This is a genomic window from Gellertiella sp. DMC107 (genome assembly GCF_056313605.1).
The window spans coordinates 350,691-366,914 of sequence record NZ_JBQUZZ010000002.1 but is presented as its reverse complement, the minus strand read 5'-3'; the positions used below and the strand labels follow the sequence as shown (position 1 = coordinate 366,914).

Genomic DNA, 16,224 nt, shown 5'->3' with positions numbered 1-16,224 from the left:
TCCATGTCGCTTCCGTCCCTTATGGTCGAGCGCGGCCGATGCGGCAAGCGGGTGGGCTCATGTGGAAAACGGTGGAAAAGGCGGCCTCGCTGGAATGCCGCCGTTCTTCGCTTGCAATCCGGCTGGAAATTCTGCCATTTTGCCCGTCCGTTCTCTTCTGGCACAGGGCCGGAGGGAAAACCTGTCTTCATAGCCGCATTCGACGGCCGTCGTTGATCGAAAGAGTATCACTCCATGCGTATCACTCTCGAGCGTTCCAATCTGCTGAAATCGCTGAACCATGTTCACCGCGTGGTGGAGCGCCGGAACACGATCCCGATCCTGTCCAACGTGCTGCTTCGGGCGAACGGCACCAATCTGGACATGAAGGCGACCGACCTCGATCTCGAAATCACCGAGGCGACGCCCGCCAATGTGGAACAGGCCGGCGCCACCACGGTGCCCGCCCATCTGCTCTATGACATCGTGCGCAAGCTTTCCGACGGCGCGGAAGTGCTGCTGGCCACCAATCCGGATGGCTCGACCATGACGGTGGCCTCGGGCCGCTCGAAGTTTTCGCTGCAATGCCTGCCGGAAGCGGATTTTCCCGATCTCACCGCCGGCAGCTTCAGCCACGCCTTCAGCCTGAAGGCCGCCGACCTGAAGATGCTGATCGACCGCACCCAGTTCGCGATCTCCACCGAAGAAACCCGCTACTATCTGAACGGCATCTTCCTGCACACGATCGAGGCCGGCGGGGAGCTGAAGATCCGCGCGGTCGCCACTGACGGCCATCGCCTCGCCCGCGCCGACGTGATCGCCCCCTCGGGCTCGGAAGGCATGCCTGGTATCATCATTCCGCGCAAGACCGTGGGCGAGTTGCAGAAGCTCGTCGACCAGCCGGACGCCATGGTGACGATGGAGGTTTCCGACGCGAAGATCCGCATCACCATCGGCTCCATCGTTCTGACCTCGAAGCTGATCGACGGCACATTCCCGGATTACCAGCGGGTCATTCCCGCCAACAACGACCGGGAAATGCGGGTGGATTGCTCCAGCTTCGCCCAGGCGGTGGACCGCGTCTCCACCATTTCCTCCGAGCGCGGCCGCGCCGTGAAGCTGGCGATCGGCGACGGCCAGCTGACGCTGACGGTCAACAATCCGGATTCCGGCAGTGCGACGGAAGAAGTCGCCGTCAGCTATGACAGCGATCCGATGGAAATCGGCTTCAATGCCCGCTACCTGCTCGACATTACCGGCCAGCTGTCCGGCACGGATGCGATCTTCCTGCTGGCGGATGCGGGCTCGCCGACGCTGATCCGCGATCTCGCCGGCGATGACGCCCTCTACGTGCTGATGCCGATGCGGGTCTGACGCCGCGACCGGCCGCGTTAAGGCTTTGCAAAGAATTTGCGCGCACGGGGGCTTCGTTGCGCGTATATTCACAAAAAGGGCTCAATCCTCGCCTCTCTGGCGGGAGTGAATATCCTGATTTGCCCAACAATGAACTGGTGGGGGCCGGCGGCACATGGGATTGCGCATCAAAGAGCGGATCGAGCAGAAATTCGGCGAAGAAATCCGTTTCATCCGCGGCATGATGGACAAGCCCAAGACCGTCGGGGCGATCATGCCGACCTCGGTCCATACGGCGCGCCGGATGGCGAGCGTCGTCAATCCCGCCTCGACCCTGCCTGTCCTGGAACTCGGGCCCGGCACCGGCGTGATCACCCGGGCCATCCTGGAGCGCGGCATTTCCCCGGAACGCATCTATTCGATCGAATATTCCGACAGTTTCATCGCCCATCTGAAGGGCGCCTATCCGGGCGTGCATTTCATCCATGGCGATGCCTTCGATCTCGACGACACGCTTTCCCATCTCGAAGACCAGCGCTTCGATGCGGCCATTTCGGGCCTGCCGCTTCTGAATTTCCCCATGCATCAGCGGGTGAAGCTGCTGGAATCGCTGCTTGACCGCCTGCCGCCCGGGCGGCCTGTCGTGCAGTTCAGCTATGGTCCGGTCTCGCCCATCGTCGCCCAGCCCGACCGCTACCGGATCAAGCATTTCGATTTCATCGTGCGCAACATCCCGCCGGCGCAGATCTGGCTCTATACCCGCCCCTGACCTTACATTTTGCCGGGCAATTCCGGGTGAAGTTTCCGAAGCCGTCTTGCGGGCTGCCGCTTTGCATGGCACTCACCCGGAAACAGCCCGAGAGGATGATGCAACCATGACGCCCCGCGAAAGACTGATCGTCGGCCTCGACGTTCCGACCGTGAAGGAAGCCGAAGGCCTGGTGGCCACGCTTGGCGAGGACATCCTGTTCTACAAGATCGGCTACCAGCTGGTCTTTGCGGGCGGCCTGGAACTGGCCCGCGACCTTGCCCGCTCGGGCAAGAAGGTCTTCCTCGACATGAAGCTGCTCGACATCGACAACACGGTCGCCTCCGGCGTCGAGAACATCGTCAAGATGGGCATGTCCATGCTGACGCTGCATGCCTATCCGAAGGCCATGCGCGCGGCGGTCTCTGCGGCCAAGGGGTCGGATCTCTGCCTGCTCGGCGTGACGGTGCTGACCTCGATGGACGAGGCGGACATGGTCGAAGCCGGCTACGAATACGATCCGCACACGCTGGTGCTGCGCCGCGCCGAACAGGCGCGCGCGGCGGGCATGGGCGGCATTGTCTGCTCTGCCGAAGAGGCCCGCGCGGTGCGCCAGATTCTCGGGCCTGACATGGCCGTGGTAACGCCCGGCATCCGCCCGGCCGGCGCCGATGCGGGCGACCAGAAGCGCGTGATGACGCCGGCCGATGCGCTGCGGGCCGGATCGAGCCATCTGGTCGTTGCCCGCCCCATCGTCAAGGCTCCGGATCCGCTGGCCGCGGCGCGCGCCATTCTGGCCGAAATGGCCGGCGCCTGACCGCTTTCACCCATTCTTTCAGGAGGAAAAACATGCCCAAGGGATACTGGATTGCCCGCGTCGATGTGCGCGACACCGAGAACTACAAGGATTACGTGGCGGCGGCCAAGCCCGCCTTCGAGAAATATGGCGCGAACTTCCTCGCGCGCGGCGGCGCTTTCGTCGAACTGGAAGGTCCGGCCCGCGCCCGCAATGTGGTGATCGAATTTCCCTCGCTGCAGCATGCGGTCGATTGCTACAACTCGCCCGAATACCAGATCGCCGCGAAAATCCGCCAGAAGGTGGCCGATGCGGAAATGGTTGTTGTCGAGGGGATTTGACATCCGTCAGGATGGTTGAGGCAGGGTATGAAGGGCTGCGCTGAAGCCCTTCACCTTGCCGCGCTTTTCCGCTAATAGAGCGGCAAAGAGATGGCTGCCCGCAGAGTCGGGCTCAGGCCCGATGGCCCGCACAAACAAGGAGCGCGCAATGACCCTGTCCAACCTTCCCCCGCTGGTGACCGTGTTCGGCGGCTCGGGCTTCATCGGGCGGCATGTGGTCAGGGCGCTCGCCCGCCGCGGTTACCGCATCCGGGTCGCCGTGCGCCGGCCCGATCTCGCCGGCTTCCTGCAGCCGCTCGGCAATGTCGGGCAGATTTCCTTCGTGCAGGCGAACCTGCGTTATCGCTGGTCCGTGGATGCGGCCGTGCAGGGCGCTGATCACGTGGTCAATTGCGTGGGGCTTCTGGCCAACAAGGGCCGCAACACCTTCGAGGCCGTGCAGGAATTCGGCGCCCGTGCGATTGCGGAAGCGGCCCGCGGCGTCGGCGCGACGCTGACCCATGTCTCCGCCATCGGTGCCGATGCGCAATCGGAATCCGCCTATGCCCGCACCAAGGGCAAGGCAGAAGCCGCCGTGCTGTCGATCAAGCCGGATGCGGTGATTCTGCGTCCCTCCATCGTCTTCGGACCGGAGGACGATTTCTTCAACCGTTTCGCCTCCATGGCGCGCAGCATGCCCGTGCTTCCGCTCGTCGGCGGCGGCAAGACCCGCTTCCAGCCGGTCTATGTGGAAGATGTGGCGGAGGCGGTTGCCCGCGCCGTCGAGGGCCAGCTGAAGGCCGGCACGGTCTATGAACTGGGCGGCCCGGAAATTCTCTCGTTCCGCGAGTGCCTGGAACTGATGCTCGACGTCACCGAACGCAAGCGTTCCTTCGTCTCCCTGCCCTTCGGCATCGCCTCGCTGCTGGGCTCGGTCGCCAGCCTCGTACCCTTCGTCGACGCGCCGATCACGCCCGACCAGGTCACGCTGCTGAAATCGGACAACGTGGTGTCGGACGCGGCCGAAAAGGAAGGCCGCACGCTGAAGGGCATGGGCATCAGCCCGGCCATTCCGAGCGCCGTTCTGCCCTCCTACCTGGTGCAGTACCGGCCGGAAGGACAGTTCACCGGATCCGGCAAGGCCGCCTGACGGGCAAGATGCCCGAACAGACTGGATTGTAACGCTTTTCTGGCCGCGCGGGGAACCGTTGCGGCCAGAACTGCATTAAAACATTGCAAACCGGCCACAATCGAATTGTCAGTGTCTCGTTAACCGAAGGTTTAGCAAACTCTTCTATTGATGTCGGAAACTGTAAAGACTAATAACCGCGCGAAGCCGACGGGGAATCGGCCAGACGCCATCCACCAAATCCCATCATGAGGCACTTTCCATGGGCAAGTCCATCGCACTGTTTTTCGCGTGTGCGGCACTCGTTGTTATTGCTGGTTCCTTCCTTGCCCCCGGCACCGTCGCCGCCGGCAGCCCGGAATGCAGCCCCGCCTATGGCGTCGATCCCTGCGTCACCGGCTCGATCCCCGTGAAGGTTGCAGAATAAACACTCCCCCCATCCCGCAAAGGATCGCCGTTTCGCGGCTTTGCGACGGGACGGGCTGTGATGAAAAAGGCCGGCTTTCGCCGGCCTTTTCTTTGGCTCAGTGCACCAGCATCAGGCCCGCAAGGCCGGCCAGGCCGACGGCGATGCGCCACCAGGCGAAGACCGAATAGCCGCGCTTCGAGACGAAATCGAGGAGCGAGCGCACCACGAAGAGAGCCGAGACGAAGGCCATGACGAAGCCGACCGCGATCAGCGAGGCGCCGTCGAAGGTCATGAGATGGCGGTTCTTGTAGAGGTCGAGCGCGAAGGCCCCGACCATGGTGGGCATGGCGAGGAAGAAGGAGAATTCCGCCGCCGAGCGCTTGTCCGCCCCCATCAGCAGCGCGCCGACGATGGTGGCGCCGGAGCGCGAGGTGCCGGGGATCATCGCCAGGCACTGGAAGAGGCCGATCTTGAAGGCAAGTGACGGCGGATAATCCATGATGTTGCGATATTTCGGCTTGAAGGTCATCCGGTCGACGAAAAGCAGGATGACGCCGCCGACGATCAGCACCACGCAGATGAGCGCCGGGGTTTCGAACAGCACGCGCTTGATGAAATCATGGGCGAGCGCGCCGATGATGGCGGCGGGAAAGAAGGCGACCAGCACCGTCACCACGAAACGCCGGGCGGTCGGGCTCGACGGCAGGGCGGTCACGATGTCCCACAGCTTGCGGAAATAGACCAGCAGGATGGCGAGGATGGCGCCGAGCTGGATCAGCACCGGAAAGGTATTGCCCGGCGAGGTGAAGCCCAGAAAATGCTCCGCCAGCAGCACGTGCGCGGTGGAGGAAACCGGGATGAACTCGGTAAGCCCCTCGATGAGGCCCAGCACGAGCGCGCTGACGATGGATTGGTCTGCCATGCATTTTCCTTCTGAAACATGGTGAAAACGGCTGATTCGCTTGTGTTGCGAGATGCAACGACCTATAGCTTTGCTGAACCCTTTATGACCAGAGGCGCAATGATGCGCAAAGCTCTGGGGACAAACGGATTTTCTCGAGTATCCATGCCCACGCTCTATCATCACCCGATGTCATCAGCATCGCGCTTCGTCCGCCTGATCTTGACGGAATACAATTATCAGGTGGACCTGATCGAGGAGCAGCCGTGGGAAAAGCGCCGGGATTTCCTGGCCTTGAACCCGGCCGGCACCCTGCCCGTCTATGTGGACGACAGCATGCGGGCGCTCTGCGGTGCGACCGTGATTTCCGAATATCTGGACGAGACCCATGGCGTCCTGAAGCGCGACCGGCGGCTGCTGGCCGAGGATCCGTTCCAGCGCGCCGAGATCCGGCGGCTGACGGAATGGTTCCTCGTCAAGATGGAGCAGGATGTCACGCGGCCGCTCGCGCGGGAACGGGCCTTCAAGCTGCAGATGACCGCCGATCAGGGCGGCGGCGCTCCGGATTCCAAGGTGCTGCGCACGGCGCGCGCCAATATCCGCCAGCACATGAAATATCTCACCTGGCTTGCGGGCTCGCGCCAGTGGCTGGCCGGCGAGCGGATGAGCTATGCGGATCTCGCGGCGGCGGCCGGGCTTTCCGTGCTCGACTATCTCGGCGAGATCGACTGGAACGAAAGCCCGCTCGTCAAGGACTGGTACCAGCGGGTGAAATCGCGGCCCTCCTTCCGGCCGCTGCTCAATGATCGCGTGCGCGGGCTGACGCCGGTTTCGCATTACGCCGATCTGGATTTCTGAGAAGCCGCGCCGATGGCGGGCGACGCGGCGAAAGAGCAGGCGCGGGCGGAAAAACTGACCGCCTTCGTGAAGGCCGAGGCGGACGCCGTCGGCTTCGATCTCTGCCGCATCACGCTTCCCGATCGCATCCCCGAAGCTGCCGCCCGGCTCCGGGCATTCATCGCCGCCGGCTATCACGGCACGATGGAGTGGATGCCGGAAACCGAAGAGCGGCGAAGCCAGCCCGCCCATCTGTGGGGCGAGGTGAAAAGCATCGTCATGCTGGGCCTCAATTACGGGCCGGAGGAAGACCCCCGCCACCTCCAGCAGAAACGGGATCGCGCCCATATTTCCGTCTATGCCCGCAACCGCGACTATCACGACATCGTCAAGGGCCGGCTGAAGGAGATCGCGACCCGTTTTGCCGCGCGCTCCGGCGCGGATGTGAAGGTTTTCGTGGATACGGCGCCGGTGATGGAAAAGCCGCTCGCCGCGGCGGCCGGGCTCGGCTGGCAGGGCAAGCACACCAATCTGGTCAGCCGCGATTTCGGTTCCTGGCTGTTCCTCGGCTCGATCTTCACCACCGCCGCGCTTATGCCGGACGAACCGGAGGCGGACCATTGCGGACGCTGCCGCGCCTGTCTCGAGGCCTGCCCGACCGATGCCTTCCCGGCGCCCTACCGGATCGATGCGCGGCGTTGCATCTCCTATCTCACCATCGAGCACAAGGGACCGATCGACCCGGATTTGCGTCCGCTCTTCGGCAACCGCATCTATGGCTGCGACGACTGTCTCGCCGCCTGCCCGTGGAACAAGTTCGCGGCGGAGGCGCGCGAGGCGAAGCTGAAGGCGCGGGACGCGCTGAAGGAGCCGGAGATCGCCCATCTGCTGACGCTCGACGATGCGGCCTTCCGGGCGCTGTTCTCCGGCTCGCCGGTGAAGCGGATCGGCCGGGACCGCTTTATCCGCAATGTGCTGATCGCGGCGGGCAATTCCGGCCGGGACGATCTGGTCGGGGCCTGCGCGCCTCTGCTTGACGACGCCTCGCCTGTCGTCAGGGCCATGGCGGTCTGGGCGCTGAAACGGCTCGCCGGGCCTTCCGTCGCGGCGCGGTTTGCGGCACAACGGCAGGCGGAAACCGATGCTTCGGTGATCGAGGAATGGGAGAGACCCGTATGAGCCTGATGATTTTCGGCGCCGGCTATTCCGGCAAGGCCATCGCTTCGGCCTTCATGGGCGCAGGTTTTGCCGTCTCGGGCACCACACGCAGCCCGGAAAAGGCCGTCGGCCTGCGGTCGGCCGGCATTTCCGCCTATCTTTATGACGGGCAGACCCTGTCCGGGGAGCTGGCGCGGGCGCTGTCGGGCGTCACCCATCTCGTGCAATCCGTCTCACCGGGGCCGGAGGGCGATTCCCTGCCGGGCCTGCTCGGCGCAGAGGCCCGGGATCTGCTGCCCCGGCTGAAATGGATCGGCTATCTCTCCACCGTCGGCGTCTATGGCGATCATGACGGCGGCTGGGTGACGGAGGATACCGAATGCCGGCCGGAAGCCGCCCGCGGCGCCGAACGGCTGGTCGCGGAGCGGGACTGGCTTCAGCTCGGCGCGCGCCTCGGCGTGCCGGTGGCCGTTCTGCGGCTTTCGGGCATTTACGGGCCGGGCCGCAACACCTTCGTCAATCTTACCCAGGGCACCGCCCGGCGGCTGATCAAGCCCGGTCAGGTCTTCAACCGCATCCGCGTCGAGGATATCGGCCGCGCCGCCCTGCATCTGGCGACGGGCGCGCTCGGCGGCATCTATAATGTCACCGATGACGAGCCCGCCCCGCCGCAGGACGTGGTGACGGAGGCCGCCCGGCTGATGGGCGTCGAGCCACCGCCGGAGCAGGATTTCGAAACGGCCGACCTGTCCCCCATGGCGCGGTCCTTCTATGGCAAGAACCAGCGGGTTTCGAATGCCCGGCTGAAGGCCACGGGCTTTGTCTTCCAGTTTCCCGAATATCGAGAATCGCTCGCCCAGCTCTACCGTGACGGGTGGCAGAAGGACTGATTTCTTCCGCCCTCGATCCGCGACCGCGCGCGGTCATTCGGAAAATTTGTGATGGAAACGGGCCTTTGGCGGAGGAATTTTCACCGCTGCTTTTGGTTAATGGGCCGTTAACCGTGCTTTTTCCGTGTTCCATAGCGTGAAATTAGAAAAATATTTCACTGCCTTTCGTGAACGCATGCCTGCGCGATGTCGAATAGACGAAACCCCTAACGGAGCATTGATTCATATGATTCTTTCAGAACGGCTCGTTAACCATCGGGCGGCCGTGCGGGCTCAAAAACGCAAGAAATATTACAGACTGTAACATTCCGTGATTGGATTTTGCACTTTTTCGCCATTTTTGAACGTCCCTTAGCCAGGCCCGACCTGACGCCAATCCGCCCCGAGCGGAAAAAAAGGGACCATACGTATTGCTTAAGTTTCGGATTTCCTTCGCCGCCTGTGCGCTTGCAGCTTCCACGCTGATGATGCCCGCAGGTGCCGATGCCGCCGGTTGCGGTGGCGCTTCCTGGTATGCGCTCGGTTCGCGCACCGCCTCCGGCGAGCGGATGAATGCCTCGCTCATGACCGCCGCGCATCGTTCGCTGCGCTTCGGCACGAAAGTGAAAGTCACCAACCGCCGCAATGGCAAGAGCGTCGTCGTGCGCATCAACGATCGTGGTCCCTTCGTCCGGGGCCGGGTGCTGGACGTATCAAAGGCGGCGGCGCGCAACCTCGGCATGATTTCGTCCGGAACTGCCAAGGTGTGCTACGAAATCCTCGGCTGAGGCCGCATTCTGCCGACACGTCTTGCTCTTGCGGCGATCTGCCGTTACCACCCAAACGGATAATCTGGAGAGCAAGCATGCGATTGGGTGGACGGCTCGCGGGAGCCATCGAGGTTCTGGCCGATATCGAGACCCGGCGTCGCCCTGTGGCGGACGCGCTGAAGGACTGGGGCCTGAACCATCGCTTTGCCGGATCGGGCGACCGGGCCGCCATCGGCAATATCGTCTATGATGCGCTGCGCATGCGGCTTTCCCACGCCTGGCTGATGGACGATGACGGGCCGGTGGCGCTGGCCTATGCGGTGCTGCTGCGCCAGTGGGGTATGACGGCCGACGGTCTTGCCGCCGAACTCGAGGGCGACCGGTTCGCCCCGCCGCCGCTCTCCGAAGCCTCGCTCCTTGCCTTTTCCAGCCGTTCGCTGGCCGATGCGCCCGCCCATGTGCAGGGCGATGTTCCCGAATGGGTCGTGCCGGCCTTTGCCGAAGCCTTCGGCGATCAGTGGCTGGCGGAAGCGCAGGCCCTTGCCGGGCGGCCGACGCTCGACCTGCGCGCCAATACGCTGAAGGCCGGCCGGGACAAGGTGGTGAAGGCGCTGGAGCGCGCGGGCGCATTGCCCGCCCATATCGCCCGCAACGGCATCCGGATACCTGCCGGCGAAGGCCCTTCCAGACTTCCAAACGTCACAGCCGAGCTTTCGTTCCAGAAAGGCTGGTTCGAGGTGCAGGACGAGGGCTCGCAGATCGTTGCGGATCTCTCCTCCCCGCAGGAGGGCGAGCAGGTGCTCGATTACTGCGCCGGCGGCGGCGGCAAGACGCTGGCCATGGCGGCTGCCATGAACAACAAGGGCCAGATCCACGCCTATGATGCGGACCGCAAGCGGCTGGCGCCGATCATCGAGCGGCTGAAAAGAGCCGGCACCCGCAATGTGCAGGTGCATGACAATCGCCGCGATCTCGACCAGATGAAGGGCAAGCTCGACCGGGTTCTGGTCGACGCGCCCTGCACCGGCACCGGCACCTGGCGCCGTCGCCCGGATACCAAGTGGCGGCTGACGGAAAAGAACCTGGAGGAGCGCCTTGCCCAGCAGGACGATGCCCTGACCCAGGCCGCCGCCTTCGTGCGGCCCGGCGGCCATCTCGTCTATGTCACCTGTTCCGTGCTGCCGCAGGAAAACGAGCATCAGGTGAGCGGCTTTGTGTCGCGCAATCCGGACTTCTCCCTCCAGCCGGCCATGGAGATCTGGGACCGCCTGTTCGGCAAGAGCGGCCATCGCCCGCACAGCCGCGACGGCCGGTCGCTGACGCTTACCCCCGCCTCCACCGATACGGACGGTTTCTTCTTCTGCCTGATGCAGCGCAAGGCCTGAAATCTCGAAGCATTCTAAACTAGACTATTTGACACCAGTTTAAATTTCCGCCATGTACGCGGTCCAGATCAGGGCACCATCCCTTCGAGGAGCGAACATGAGACGGATCACCCTTTCGCTTGCCGCCAGCGTCGCGCTGGCAGGCAGCCTTTTCTCCGGCCTTCCGGCCCTCGCCGCCCCGGTGGACGAGAAGGCGGTCGCCGCCCATTTCGCCGAGGTCGGCCTTGCCAAGTTCGAGGATGCGGCGAAGGCCGGCGAGGCGCTCGATGCGGCGATCAACGCCTTTCTCGCTGCCCCCAGCGAAGCGGGCCTGAAGGCTGCCCGCGACGCCTGGAAGGTGGCCCGTGTTCCCTATCTCCGGACCGAGGTCTACCGGTTCGGCAATCCCGTCGTCGACGACTGGGAAGGGCGGGTGAATGCCTGGCCGCTGGATGAGGGCCTGATCGACTATGTGGACGAGAGCTACGGCTCGGAGAGCGACGAGAATGCGCTTTTCGTCGCCAATGTCATCGCCAGCACATCCGTCAAGATCGACGGCAAGGACGTGGATGTTTCGCAGATCACGCCCGAGCTGATCGCCGCCCGCCTGCAGAGCGCTGGCGGTGTCGATGCCAATGTGGCGAGCGGCTATCATGCCGTGGAGTTCCTGCTCTGGGGGCAGGACCTGAACGGCACCGGCCCGGGTGCGGGCAACCGCCCCTATACCGATTACGACCTGAAGGCCTGCACCGGCGGCCATTGCGACCGGCGCGCCGCCTATCTCAAGGCGGCCTCGGCGCTGCTCGTCGCCGACCTCAAGGAAATGGCCGCCAAGTGGCAGCCGGGCGGCGAGGCCGCGAAGGTGATCACCGACGATCCGAAGAAGGGGGTCAGCGCCATCCTCACCGGCATGGGCTCGCTGTCCTACGGGGAGCTTGCCGGCGAGCGCATGAAGCTCGGCCTCATCCTCCACGATCCCGAGGAGGAGCAGGATTGCTTCTCCGACAATACTCACAACTCCCATCTCAACGATGCGCGCGGTCTCCTGGAAGCCTATACGGGCACCTATGAGCGCCTGGACGGCACCAAGATGACCGGCCCCTCGCTCTCCGAACTGGTGGCGGCCAAGGACAAGGCGCTCGATGCGGAGCTTTCCGCCAAGCTTCAAAAAACCGTGAGCGCGATGGAAGCCATTGCCAAGCGGGCCGAAGGCGGCGAAGCCTATGACCAGATGCTGGCCGAAGGCAATGCGGAAGGCAACCGGCTGATCCAGACGGCGGTCGACGACCTCGTCGACCAGACCAAGTCGATCCAGCGGGTGATCGCGGCACTCGCTCTCTCGGGCATCACGCTCGAAGGGTCCGACAGCCTCGACAATCCGGGTGCCGTCGCCCAGTAAGACCCCTCTCGTCGCCTTCCGCGGGTTCGGCCCGCGGAGGCCGCAAACCGGTTTGATCCATGCGCCAGGCGGCCCTTATCCTCCTGCTTTCGAGCACCCTGCTGGTGGCGGGGTCCGGAGCGGCGCGTCGGGCGGATGCCGCCTCGAACAGCCCAGTCGGACCGGAGCCGGAGGAAACCCTTTCCGCCGGGGTCGCCACCTCCATCGATCCGCCGGACCGCAATGCCTTTCGCCATATGAGCGCCCATCTGCCGGCCAGCGAGGGCATGCGGTTCCAGCTCGGCCGCGCCCTGTTCCGCAAGCTCTGGGTGGCAGCCCCCTCCTCCACCCAGGCATCGGACGGGTTGGGACCGCTCTACAATGCCCGTTCCTGCGAGACCTGCCATGCCCGCGACGGACGCGGTCGTCCGCCCCGGGAGGCCGAGACCGGCACCGGCCTGCTGGTGAGGATCGGGCGGGATCGGGCCGATATCTTCCCCGATCCGGTCTATGGCCATCAGCTGCAGGATCTGGCCGCTCCCGGCCTTGCCGCCGAGGGTCGGGTGACAATCCGCTACAGCGACCGGCCGGTGACGCTTGGCGACGGGACGACCGTGACGCTGCGCAAGCCCGACTATGCGGTGAGCGATCCCGGCTATGGTCCGCTCGATCCGCAGACCGTGCTGTCGCCCCGGCTTGCCCCGCCGATGCTCGGGCTCGGGCTGATCGAGGCGATCCCCGAAGCGGCGATCCGGGCGCTCGCCGATCCCGAAGATCACGACGGGGACGGCATTTCCGGCCGTGTCGCTGATTTGGCCACGGACACCGCAGGACAGACCGCACTCGGCCGCTTCGGCTGGAAGGCGGAACAGCCGGGCGTGCGCCAGCAGACGGTGACCGCGCTGGCCATGGACATGGGCCTTTCCACCCCCGACCTTCGCCTGCCCCAGGGCGATTGCACGCCGGCGCAGACGGATTGCCTTGCCCGCCCGACCGGCGAGCAGCCCCGCCTCGGGCCGGGCGAGGTATCCGGCGAGGCGCTCGATGCGCTGGTCTTCTATTCGCAGCAGGTGGCCGTGCCCGCCCGGCGTCAGGCGAGCTTTCCTGACGTGCTGGCCGGCAAGCGGGTGTTTCACGCGCTTGGCTGCGCCGCCTGCCACACACCCCGCTTCACGCTTCCGGCCACTGCGACAAATGCCCCTCTTGGCGGCGAGATTGTCCGGCCCTATTCCGATTTCCTGCTGCATGACATGGGCGCGGCGCTTGCCGACCACCGCGCCGATGGAACGCCTGCCGGTGCGGCCGCGGCGTCGGAATGGCGCACGCCGCCGCTCTGGGGTCTCGGTCTTGCCGAAACGGTCAACGGCAACAGATTCTACCTGCATGACGGCAGGGCCCGCAGCCCGGAGGAGGCGATTCTCTGGCATGGCGGCGAGGCCGAAGCCGCCCGCGAAGCCTATCGCCGGGCAACCCTGGCCGACCGGCAGTCCCTCATCCGCTTTCTGGAGTCCCTCTGATGCGCCTTGCCAAACCGCTTCTTGCCCTTCTTGCCCTCCTTGCCGCGAACCCCGCCAGCGCCACCGAGGCGGACAAGGCCGATGCGGTTCTGGCCCGTGCCGTGGATGCGGCGATCATTCCCGGCTACCGGGCCTTTGCGGACAAGACCGCCGGCCTTTCGACCGCCATGCAGGCGCTCTGCGCCACGCCTTCCGCCGACAGCGAGGCCGCTGCCCGGGCGGCCTTCGTCGAGACGCTGAAGGCCTGGGGACCGGTCGAAATCATCCGCAGCGGCCCGGCGCTCGAAAAGAACCGCTTCGAACGGGTGCTCTACTATCCGGATCGCAAGGGCATCGCCCTCAAACAGGTGCAGGCCATCATCGCGAAGAAGGACGAGAGTGCCGCCGATGCGGCGAGCCTTTCCGGCAAGAGCGTGGGCGTGCAGGGGCTCGGCGCGCTGGAATTCGTGCTCTACGGCACCGGCCATGAAACGCTTGCCACGGAAAAGGCCTCGCATCGCTGCCGCTACGGCGCAGCCATTGCCGCCAATCTCCAGGGCATTGCCGGCGAATTCGTCACCGCCTGGCAGGCGCCCGACGGGATCGGCGCCCAGTGGAAGAAGCCGGGGCCGGACAATCCCCTCTTCCGCACGGATCAGGAGGCCATCACCGAATTGCTCGGCGTGATGGTGCATGGGGCGGAAATGGTCCGCGACCAGCGCATCCGCGCCTTCTACGGCTCGAAGGAGCAGAAGCCCAATCCGAAGCTGGCGATCTTCTGGCGTTCCGGCCAGACCTTCACCATTCTCGGCGCCGACATGGCGGGGCTTCTCGATTTCTGGGAGAAGGCCGGGATGAACGATCTTCTGAAGGACGACCAGCGCTCGGTCGGAACCTCCATCGAATTCGTGATGAAATCGCTGAAGCGGACCGCCGCCAGCGTCACGCCCGATATCGAGGCGGCGCTCAGCCAGCCGAAAGAGCGCGCCAAGCTCGATTTCCTGATGCTGAACGGCAAGGACCTGATCATCCGCCTCAGCGAAGATTACGGCAAGGCGCTGGGGCTCGGCGCCGGCTTCTCCTTCTCCGACGGGGACTGACCATGGCGGGGCCTCTGCTCTTCGACCGGCGGCATTTCCTGAAGGCGAGCGGCGCGGCCTTTCTCGCCGCGCTCTCGCCCGAGGGCGCGCGGGCGGCGCTGGCCGCCGATGCGCTCTTTGCCACGGCCTATCGGGATGAAGACGGCCGGTTCGGCATTGCGACGCTGACCGAAGAGGGGGCGCTTGTCGACCGGGCACTTCTGCCCGACCGGGCGCATGGCCTGGCCTATAGCCCGGCCACCGACCACATTGCCGCCTTCGCCCGGCGGCCCGGCACCTATCTGATGATCGTCGCGCGGCGCGGGCTTTCCGCTCCCGTGGTCGTCACCGCCGCCGAAGGGCGACATTTCTACGGCCATGGCTGCTATTCGCCGGATGGCCGGATCCTCTATGCCTGCGAGAACGATTTCGACGGCGGGCGCGGCGTGATCGGCCTTTACGACGCCACCGATGCCTACCGGCGGATCGGCGAGTTCTCCTCTGAGGGCATCGGCCCGCACGATCTCTCGATCACCGATGACGGCAAGGCGCTGATCGTCGCCAATGGCGGCATCGAGACCCATCCGGATTTCGGCCGCACCAAGCTGAACCTCGACCGGATGGAGCCCTCGCTGGTGCTCCTCGACGCCCGCGACGGACATCTTCTCCAGAAACATGCGCTGCCCGCTTCTCTCTCCCGGCTCTCGACCCGGCATGTGGATACGGATGGCGAAGGGCGCATCTGGTTTGCCTGCCAATACGAGGGCGCGCGCGACGACCGGCCGCCGCTGGCCGGGTCCTTCGCGCCCGGCGAGGATCTCCGCTTCCTCACCCTGCCTGACGACGTGACCGAAGGGCTGGCGCTCTATGTGGGGGCGATTGCGGTCAACCGGCGCCAGGGCCTTGTCGGCCTCGTCTCGCCGAAGGGCGGGCTCTCGGTGACGGTGGAGATGAAGACGGGCCGCGTGGTGGGCCAGACCCGCCTGCCGGATGCCGCGGGCATTGCACCCGCGCCGGCCGGCTTTGCGGTTTCCTCCTATGAGGGGCGCTTCGGCGAGAAAAAGCTCGCGCTCACCTTTGACCAGCACATTGCCGCCCTATCTTCCAGACATCTCTGATGTCCTGAAAGGAGCCCCCATGGCTCAACGCAATCCCCTTGTCGTCACGCTCCTGTTTCTCCTGCTGACGCTCGGCGGCGGCCTGCTGATCGGCACGGTCTCCATGCCGGACGGCTGGTTCGCGGCCCTGCAGAAGCCCTCCTTCCAGCCGCCCAACTGGCTGTTCGGCCCGGTCTGGTCGATCCTCTACGTGCTGATCGGCATTGCCGGGGCGCGGCTTTATCTGAAGGCCCCCTCCTCCGGCGCCCTGCGGCTCTGGTGGGCGCAGCTCGTGCTGAATTTCCTCTGGTCGCCCGCCTTCTTTGCCCTGCACCAGCCGGTGCTGGCGCTCCTCGTGGTCGCCGCCCTTCTCGTCGTGCTGGTAGCGCTGATCGGCGCTGCGCTATCGCGAGACCGGATTTCCGCGCTGCTTCTCGTTCCCTACGGGCTCTGGGTCAGCTTTGCGACACTCCTCAACGCCGCCATCGTCTGGCTGAACTGAGCCCTTGCTCCCGGCGATCCCGCATGCGACTGTCCGCCC

17 protein-coding genes are annotated in these 16,224 nt (G+C 65.0%); 16 read left to right on the top strand and 1 reads right to left on the bottom strand.

Annotation, left to right across the window (positions count from 1 at the left end; all coding sequences use genetic code 11):
- Positions 1-234 precede the first annotated feature (234 nt).
- From dnaN to ACT54B_RS07165, 6 genes are all read left to right on the top strand, one after another.
- Positions 235-1,353: a DNA polymerase III subunit beta gene (gene dnaN / locus ACT54B_RS07190; RefSeq protein WP_476043942.1), complete on the top strand. Its 1,119-nt coding sequence runs from the start codon at positions 235-237 to the stop codon at positions 1,351-1,353.
- 154 nt (positions 1,354-1,507) lie between these two features.
- Positions 1,508-2,101: a phospholipid N-methyltransferase PmtA gene (pmtA, locus tag ACT54B_RS07185; protein ID WP_476043941.1), complete on the top strand. Its 594-nt coding sequence runs from the start codon at positions 1,508-1,510 to the stop codon at positions 2,099-2,101.
- 106 nt (positions 2,102-2,207) lie between these two features.
- Positions 2,208-2,897 (top strand): orotidine-5'-phosphate decarboxylase, encoded by a 690-nt coding sequence (gene pyrF, locus ACT54B_RS07180; protein WP_476043940.1) that lies wholly within the window; start codon positions 2,208-2,210, stop codon positions 2,895-2,897.
- Between the two features lie 32 nt (positions 2,898-2,929).
- Positions 2,930-3,217, top strand: a complete 288-nt coding sequence (locus tag ACT54B_RS07175; RefSeq protein WP_476043939.1) for a DUF1330 domain-containing protein — start codon at positions 2,930-2,932, stop codon at positions 3,215-3,217.
- Between the two features lie 148 nt (positions 3,218-3,365).
- Positions 3,366-4,346, top strand: coding sequence for a complex I NDUFA9 subunit family protein (locus tag ACT54B_RS07170; RefSeq protein WP_476043937.1), 981 nt, complete (start codon positions 3,366-3,368; stop codon positions 4,344-4,346).
- Between the two features lie 241 nt (positions 4,347-4,587).
- Entirely contained in the window at positions 4,588-4,752 is a 165-nt protein-coding gene (locus ACT54B_RS07165; protein ID WP_476043935.1) for a hypothetical protein, read from the top strand.
- 97 nt (positions 4,753-4,849) lie between these two features.
- Here ACT54B_RS07165 and ACT54B_RS07160 read toward each other — a convergent pair whose 3' ends face one another.
- Positions 4,850-5,656: an undecaprenyl-diphosphate phosphatase gene (locus ACT54B_RS07160; protein ID WP_476043933.1), complete on the bottom strand. Its 807-nt coding sequence runs from the start codon at positions 5,654-5,656 to the stop codon at positions 4,850-4,852.
- A gap of 144 nt (positions 5,657-5,800) precedes the next feature.
- Between ACT54B_RS07160 and ACT54B_RS07155 the strand changes: the two genes are divergently transcribed.
- The 10 genes from ACT54B_RS07155 to ACT54B_RS07110 all read left to right on the top strand — a co-directional run bounded on the left by ACT54B_RS07155 (position 5,801) and on the right by ACT54B_RS07110 (position 16,185).
- A complete protein-coding gene (locus ACT54B_RS07155) occupies positions 5,801-6,493 on the top strand; it encodes a glutathione S-transferase family protein (RefSeq protein WP_476043931.1) in 693 nt (230 codons plus the stop codon).
- A 12-nt stretch (positions 6,494-6,505) separates the two neighbouring features.
- Positions 6,506-7,651, top strand: coding sequence for a tRNA epoxyqueuosine(34) reductase QueG (gene queG, locus ACT54B_RS07150; protein ID WP_476043929.1), 1,146 nt, complete (start codon positions 6,506-6,508; stop codon positions 7,649-7,651).
- Positions 7,648-8,520, top strand: a complete 873-nt coding sequence (locus tag ACT54B_RS07145; protein WP_476043927.1) for an NAD(P)-dependent oxidoreductase — start codon at positions 7,648-7,650, stop codon at positions 8,518-8,520. The genes queG and ACT54B_RS07145 overlap by 4 nt, the downstream gene beginning before the upstream one ends.
- A 410-nt stretch (positions 8,521-8,930) precedes the next feature.
- Positions 8,931-9,287 (top strand): septal ring lytic transglycosylase RlpA family protein, encoded by a 357-nt coding sequence (locus tag ACT54B_RS07140; RefSeq protein WP_476043925.1) that lies wholly within the window; start codon positions 8,931-8,933, stop codon positions 9,285-9,287.
- Between the two features lie 77 nt (positions 9,288-9,364).
- Positions 9,365-10,654 (top strand): RsmB/NOP family class I SAM-dependent RNA methyltransferase, encoded by a 1,290-nt coding sequence (locus ACT54B_RS07135; protein WP_476043924.1) that lies wholly within the window; start codon positions 9,365-9,367, stop codon positions 10,652-10,654.
- A 97-nt stretch (positions 10,655-10,751) separates the two neighbouring features.
- A complete protein-coding gene (locus tag ACT54B_RS07130; protein ID WP_476043922.1) occupies positions 10,752-12,032 on the top strand; it encodes an imelysin family protein in 1,281 nt (426 codons plus the stop codon).
- Between the two features lie 59 nt (positions 12,033-12,091).
- Complete coding sequence (locus ACT54B_RS07125; RefSeq protein WP_476043921.1) at positions 12,092-13,528, top strand: di-heme oxidoreductase family protein; 1,437 nt, start codon at positions 12,092-12,094, stop codon at positions 13,526-13,528.
- Positions 13,528-14,607 carry an imelysin family protein gene (locus ACT54B_RS07120; RefSeq protein WP_476043919.1) on the top strand — a complete coding sequence of 360 codons (1,080 nt, stop codon included), beginning with the start codon at positions 13,528-13,530 and terminating at the stop codon, positions 14,605-14,607. Before ACT54B_RS07125 ends, ACT54B_RS07120 begins: the two co-directional genes overlap by 1 nt.
- A 2-nt stretch (positions 14,608-14,609) precedes the next feature.
- Positions 14,610-15,704 (top strand): DUF1513 domain-containing protein, encoded by a 1,095-nt coding sequence (locus ACT54B_RS07115; RefSeq protein WP_476043918.1) that lies wholly within the window; start codon positions 14,610-14,612, stop codon positions 15,702-15,704.
- A 19-nt stretch (positions 15,705-15,723) separates the two neighbouring features.
- Positions 15,724-16,185 (top strand): TspO/MBR family protein, encoded by a 462-nt coding sequence (locus ACT54B_RS07110; protein WP_476043917.1) that lies wholly within the window; start codon positions 15,724-15,726, stop codon positions 16,183-16,185.
- Positions 16,186-16,224: the final 39 nt, after the last annotated feature.

Coding starts and splice junctions, on each gene's coding strand:
- dnaN (WP_476043942.1), top strand. CDS start 235: ATGCGTATCACTCTCGAGCGTTCCAATCTGCTGAAATCGCTGAACCAT.
- pmtA (WP_476043941.1), top strand. CDS start 1,508: ATGGGATTGCGCATCAAAGAGCGGATCGAGCAGAAATTCGGCGAAGAA.
- pyrF (WP_476043940.1), top strand. CDS start 2,208: ATGACGCCCCGCGAAAGACTGATCGTCGGCCTCGACGTTCCGACCGTG.
- ACT54B_RS07175 (WP_476043939.1), top strand. CDS start 2,930: ATGCCCAAGGGATACTGGATTGCCCGCGTCGATGTGCGCGACACCGAG.
- ACT54B_RS07170 (WP_476043937.1), top strand. CDS start 3,366: ATGACCCTGTCCAACCTTCCCCCGCTGGTGACCGTGTTCGGCGGCTCG.
- ACT54B_RS07165 (WP_476043935.1), top strand. CDS start 4,588: ATGGGCAAGTCCATCGCACTGTTTTTCGCGTGTGCGGCACTCGTTGTT.
- ACT54B_RS07160 (WP_476043933.1), bottom strand. CDS start 5,656: ATGGCAGACCAATCCATCGTCAGCGCGCTCGTGCTGGGCCTCATCGAG.
- ACT54B_RS07155 (WP_476043931.1), top strand. CDS start 5,801: ATGCCCACGCTCTATCATCACCCGATGTCATCAGCATCGCGCTTCGTC.
- queG (WP_476043929.1), top strand. CDS start 6,506: ATGGCGGGCGACGCGGCGAAAGAGCAGGCGCGGGCGGAAAAACTGACC.
- ACT54B_RS07145 (WP_476043927.1), top strand. CDS start 7,648: ATGAGCCTGATGATTTTCGGCGCCGGCTATTCCGGCAAGGCCATCGCT.
- ACT54B_RS07135 (WP_476043924.1), top strand. CDS start 9,365: ATGCGATTGGGTGGACGGCTCGCGGGAGCCATCGAGGTTCTGGCCGAT.
- ACT54B_RS07130 (WP_476043922.1), top strand. CDS start 10,752: ATGAGACGGATCACCCTTTCGCTTGCCGCCAGCGTCGCGCTGGCAGGC.
- ACT54B_RS07125 (WP_476043921.1), top strand. CDS start 12,092: ATGCGCCAGGCGGCCCTTATCCTCCTGCTTTCGAGCACCCTGCTGGTG.
- ACT54B_RS07120 (WP_476043919.1), top strand. CDS start 13,528: ATGCGCCTTGCCAAACCGCTTCTTGCCCTTCTTGCCCTCCTTGCCGCG.
- ACT54B_RS07115 (WP_476043918.1), top strand. CDS start 14,610: ATGGCGGGGCCTCTGCTCTTCGACCGGCGGCATTTCCTGAAGGCGAGC.
- ACT54B_RS07110 (WP_476043917.1), top strand. CDS start 15,724: ATGGCTCAACGCAATCCCCTTGTCGTCACGCTCCTGTTTCTCCTGCTG.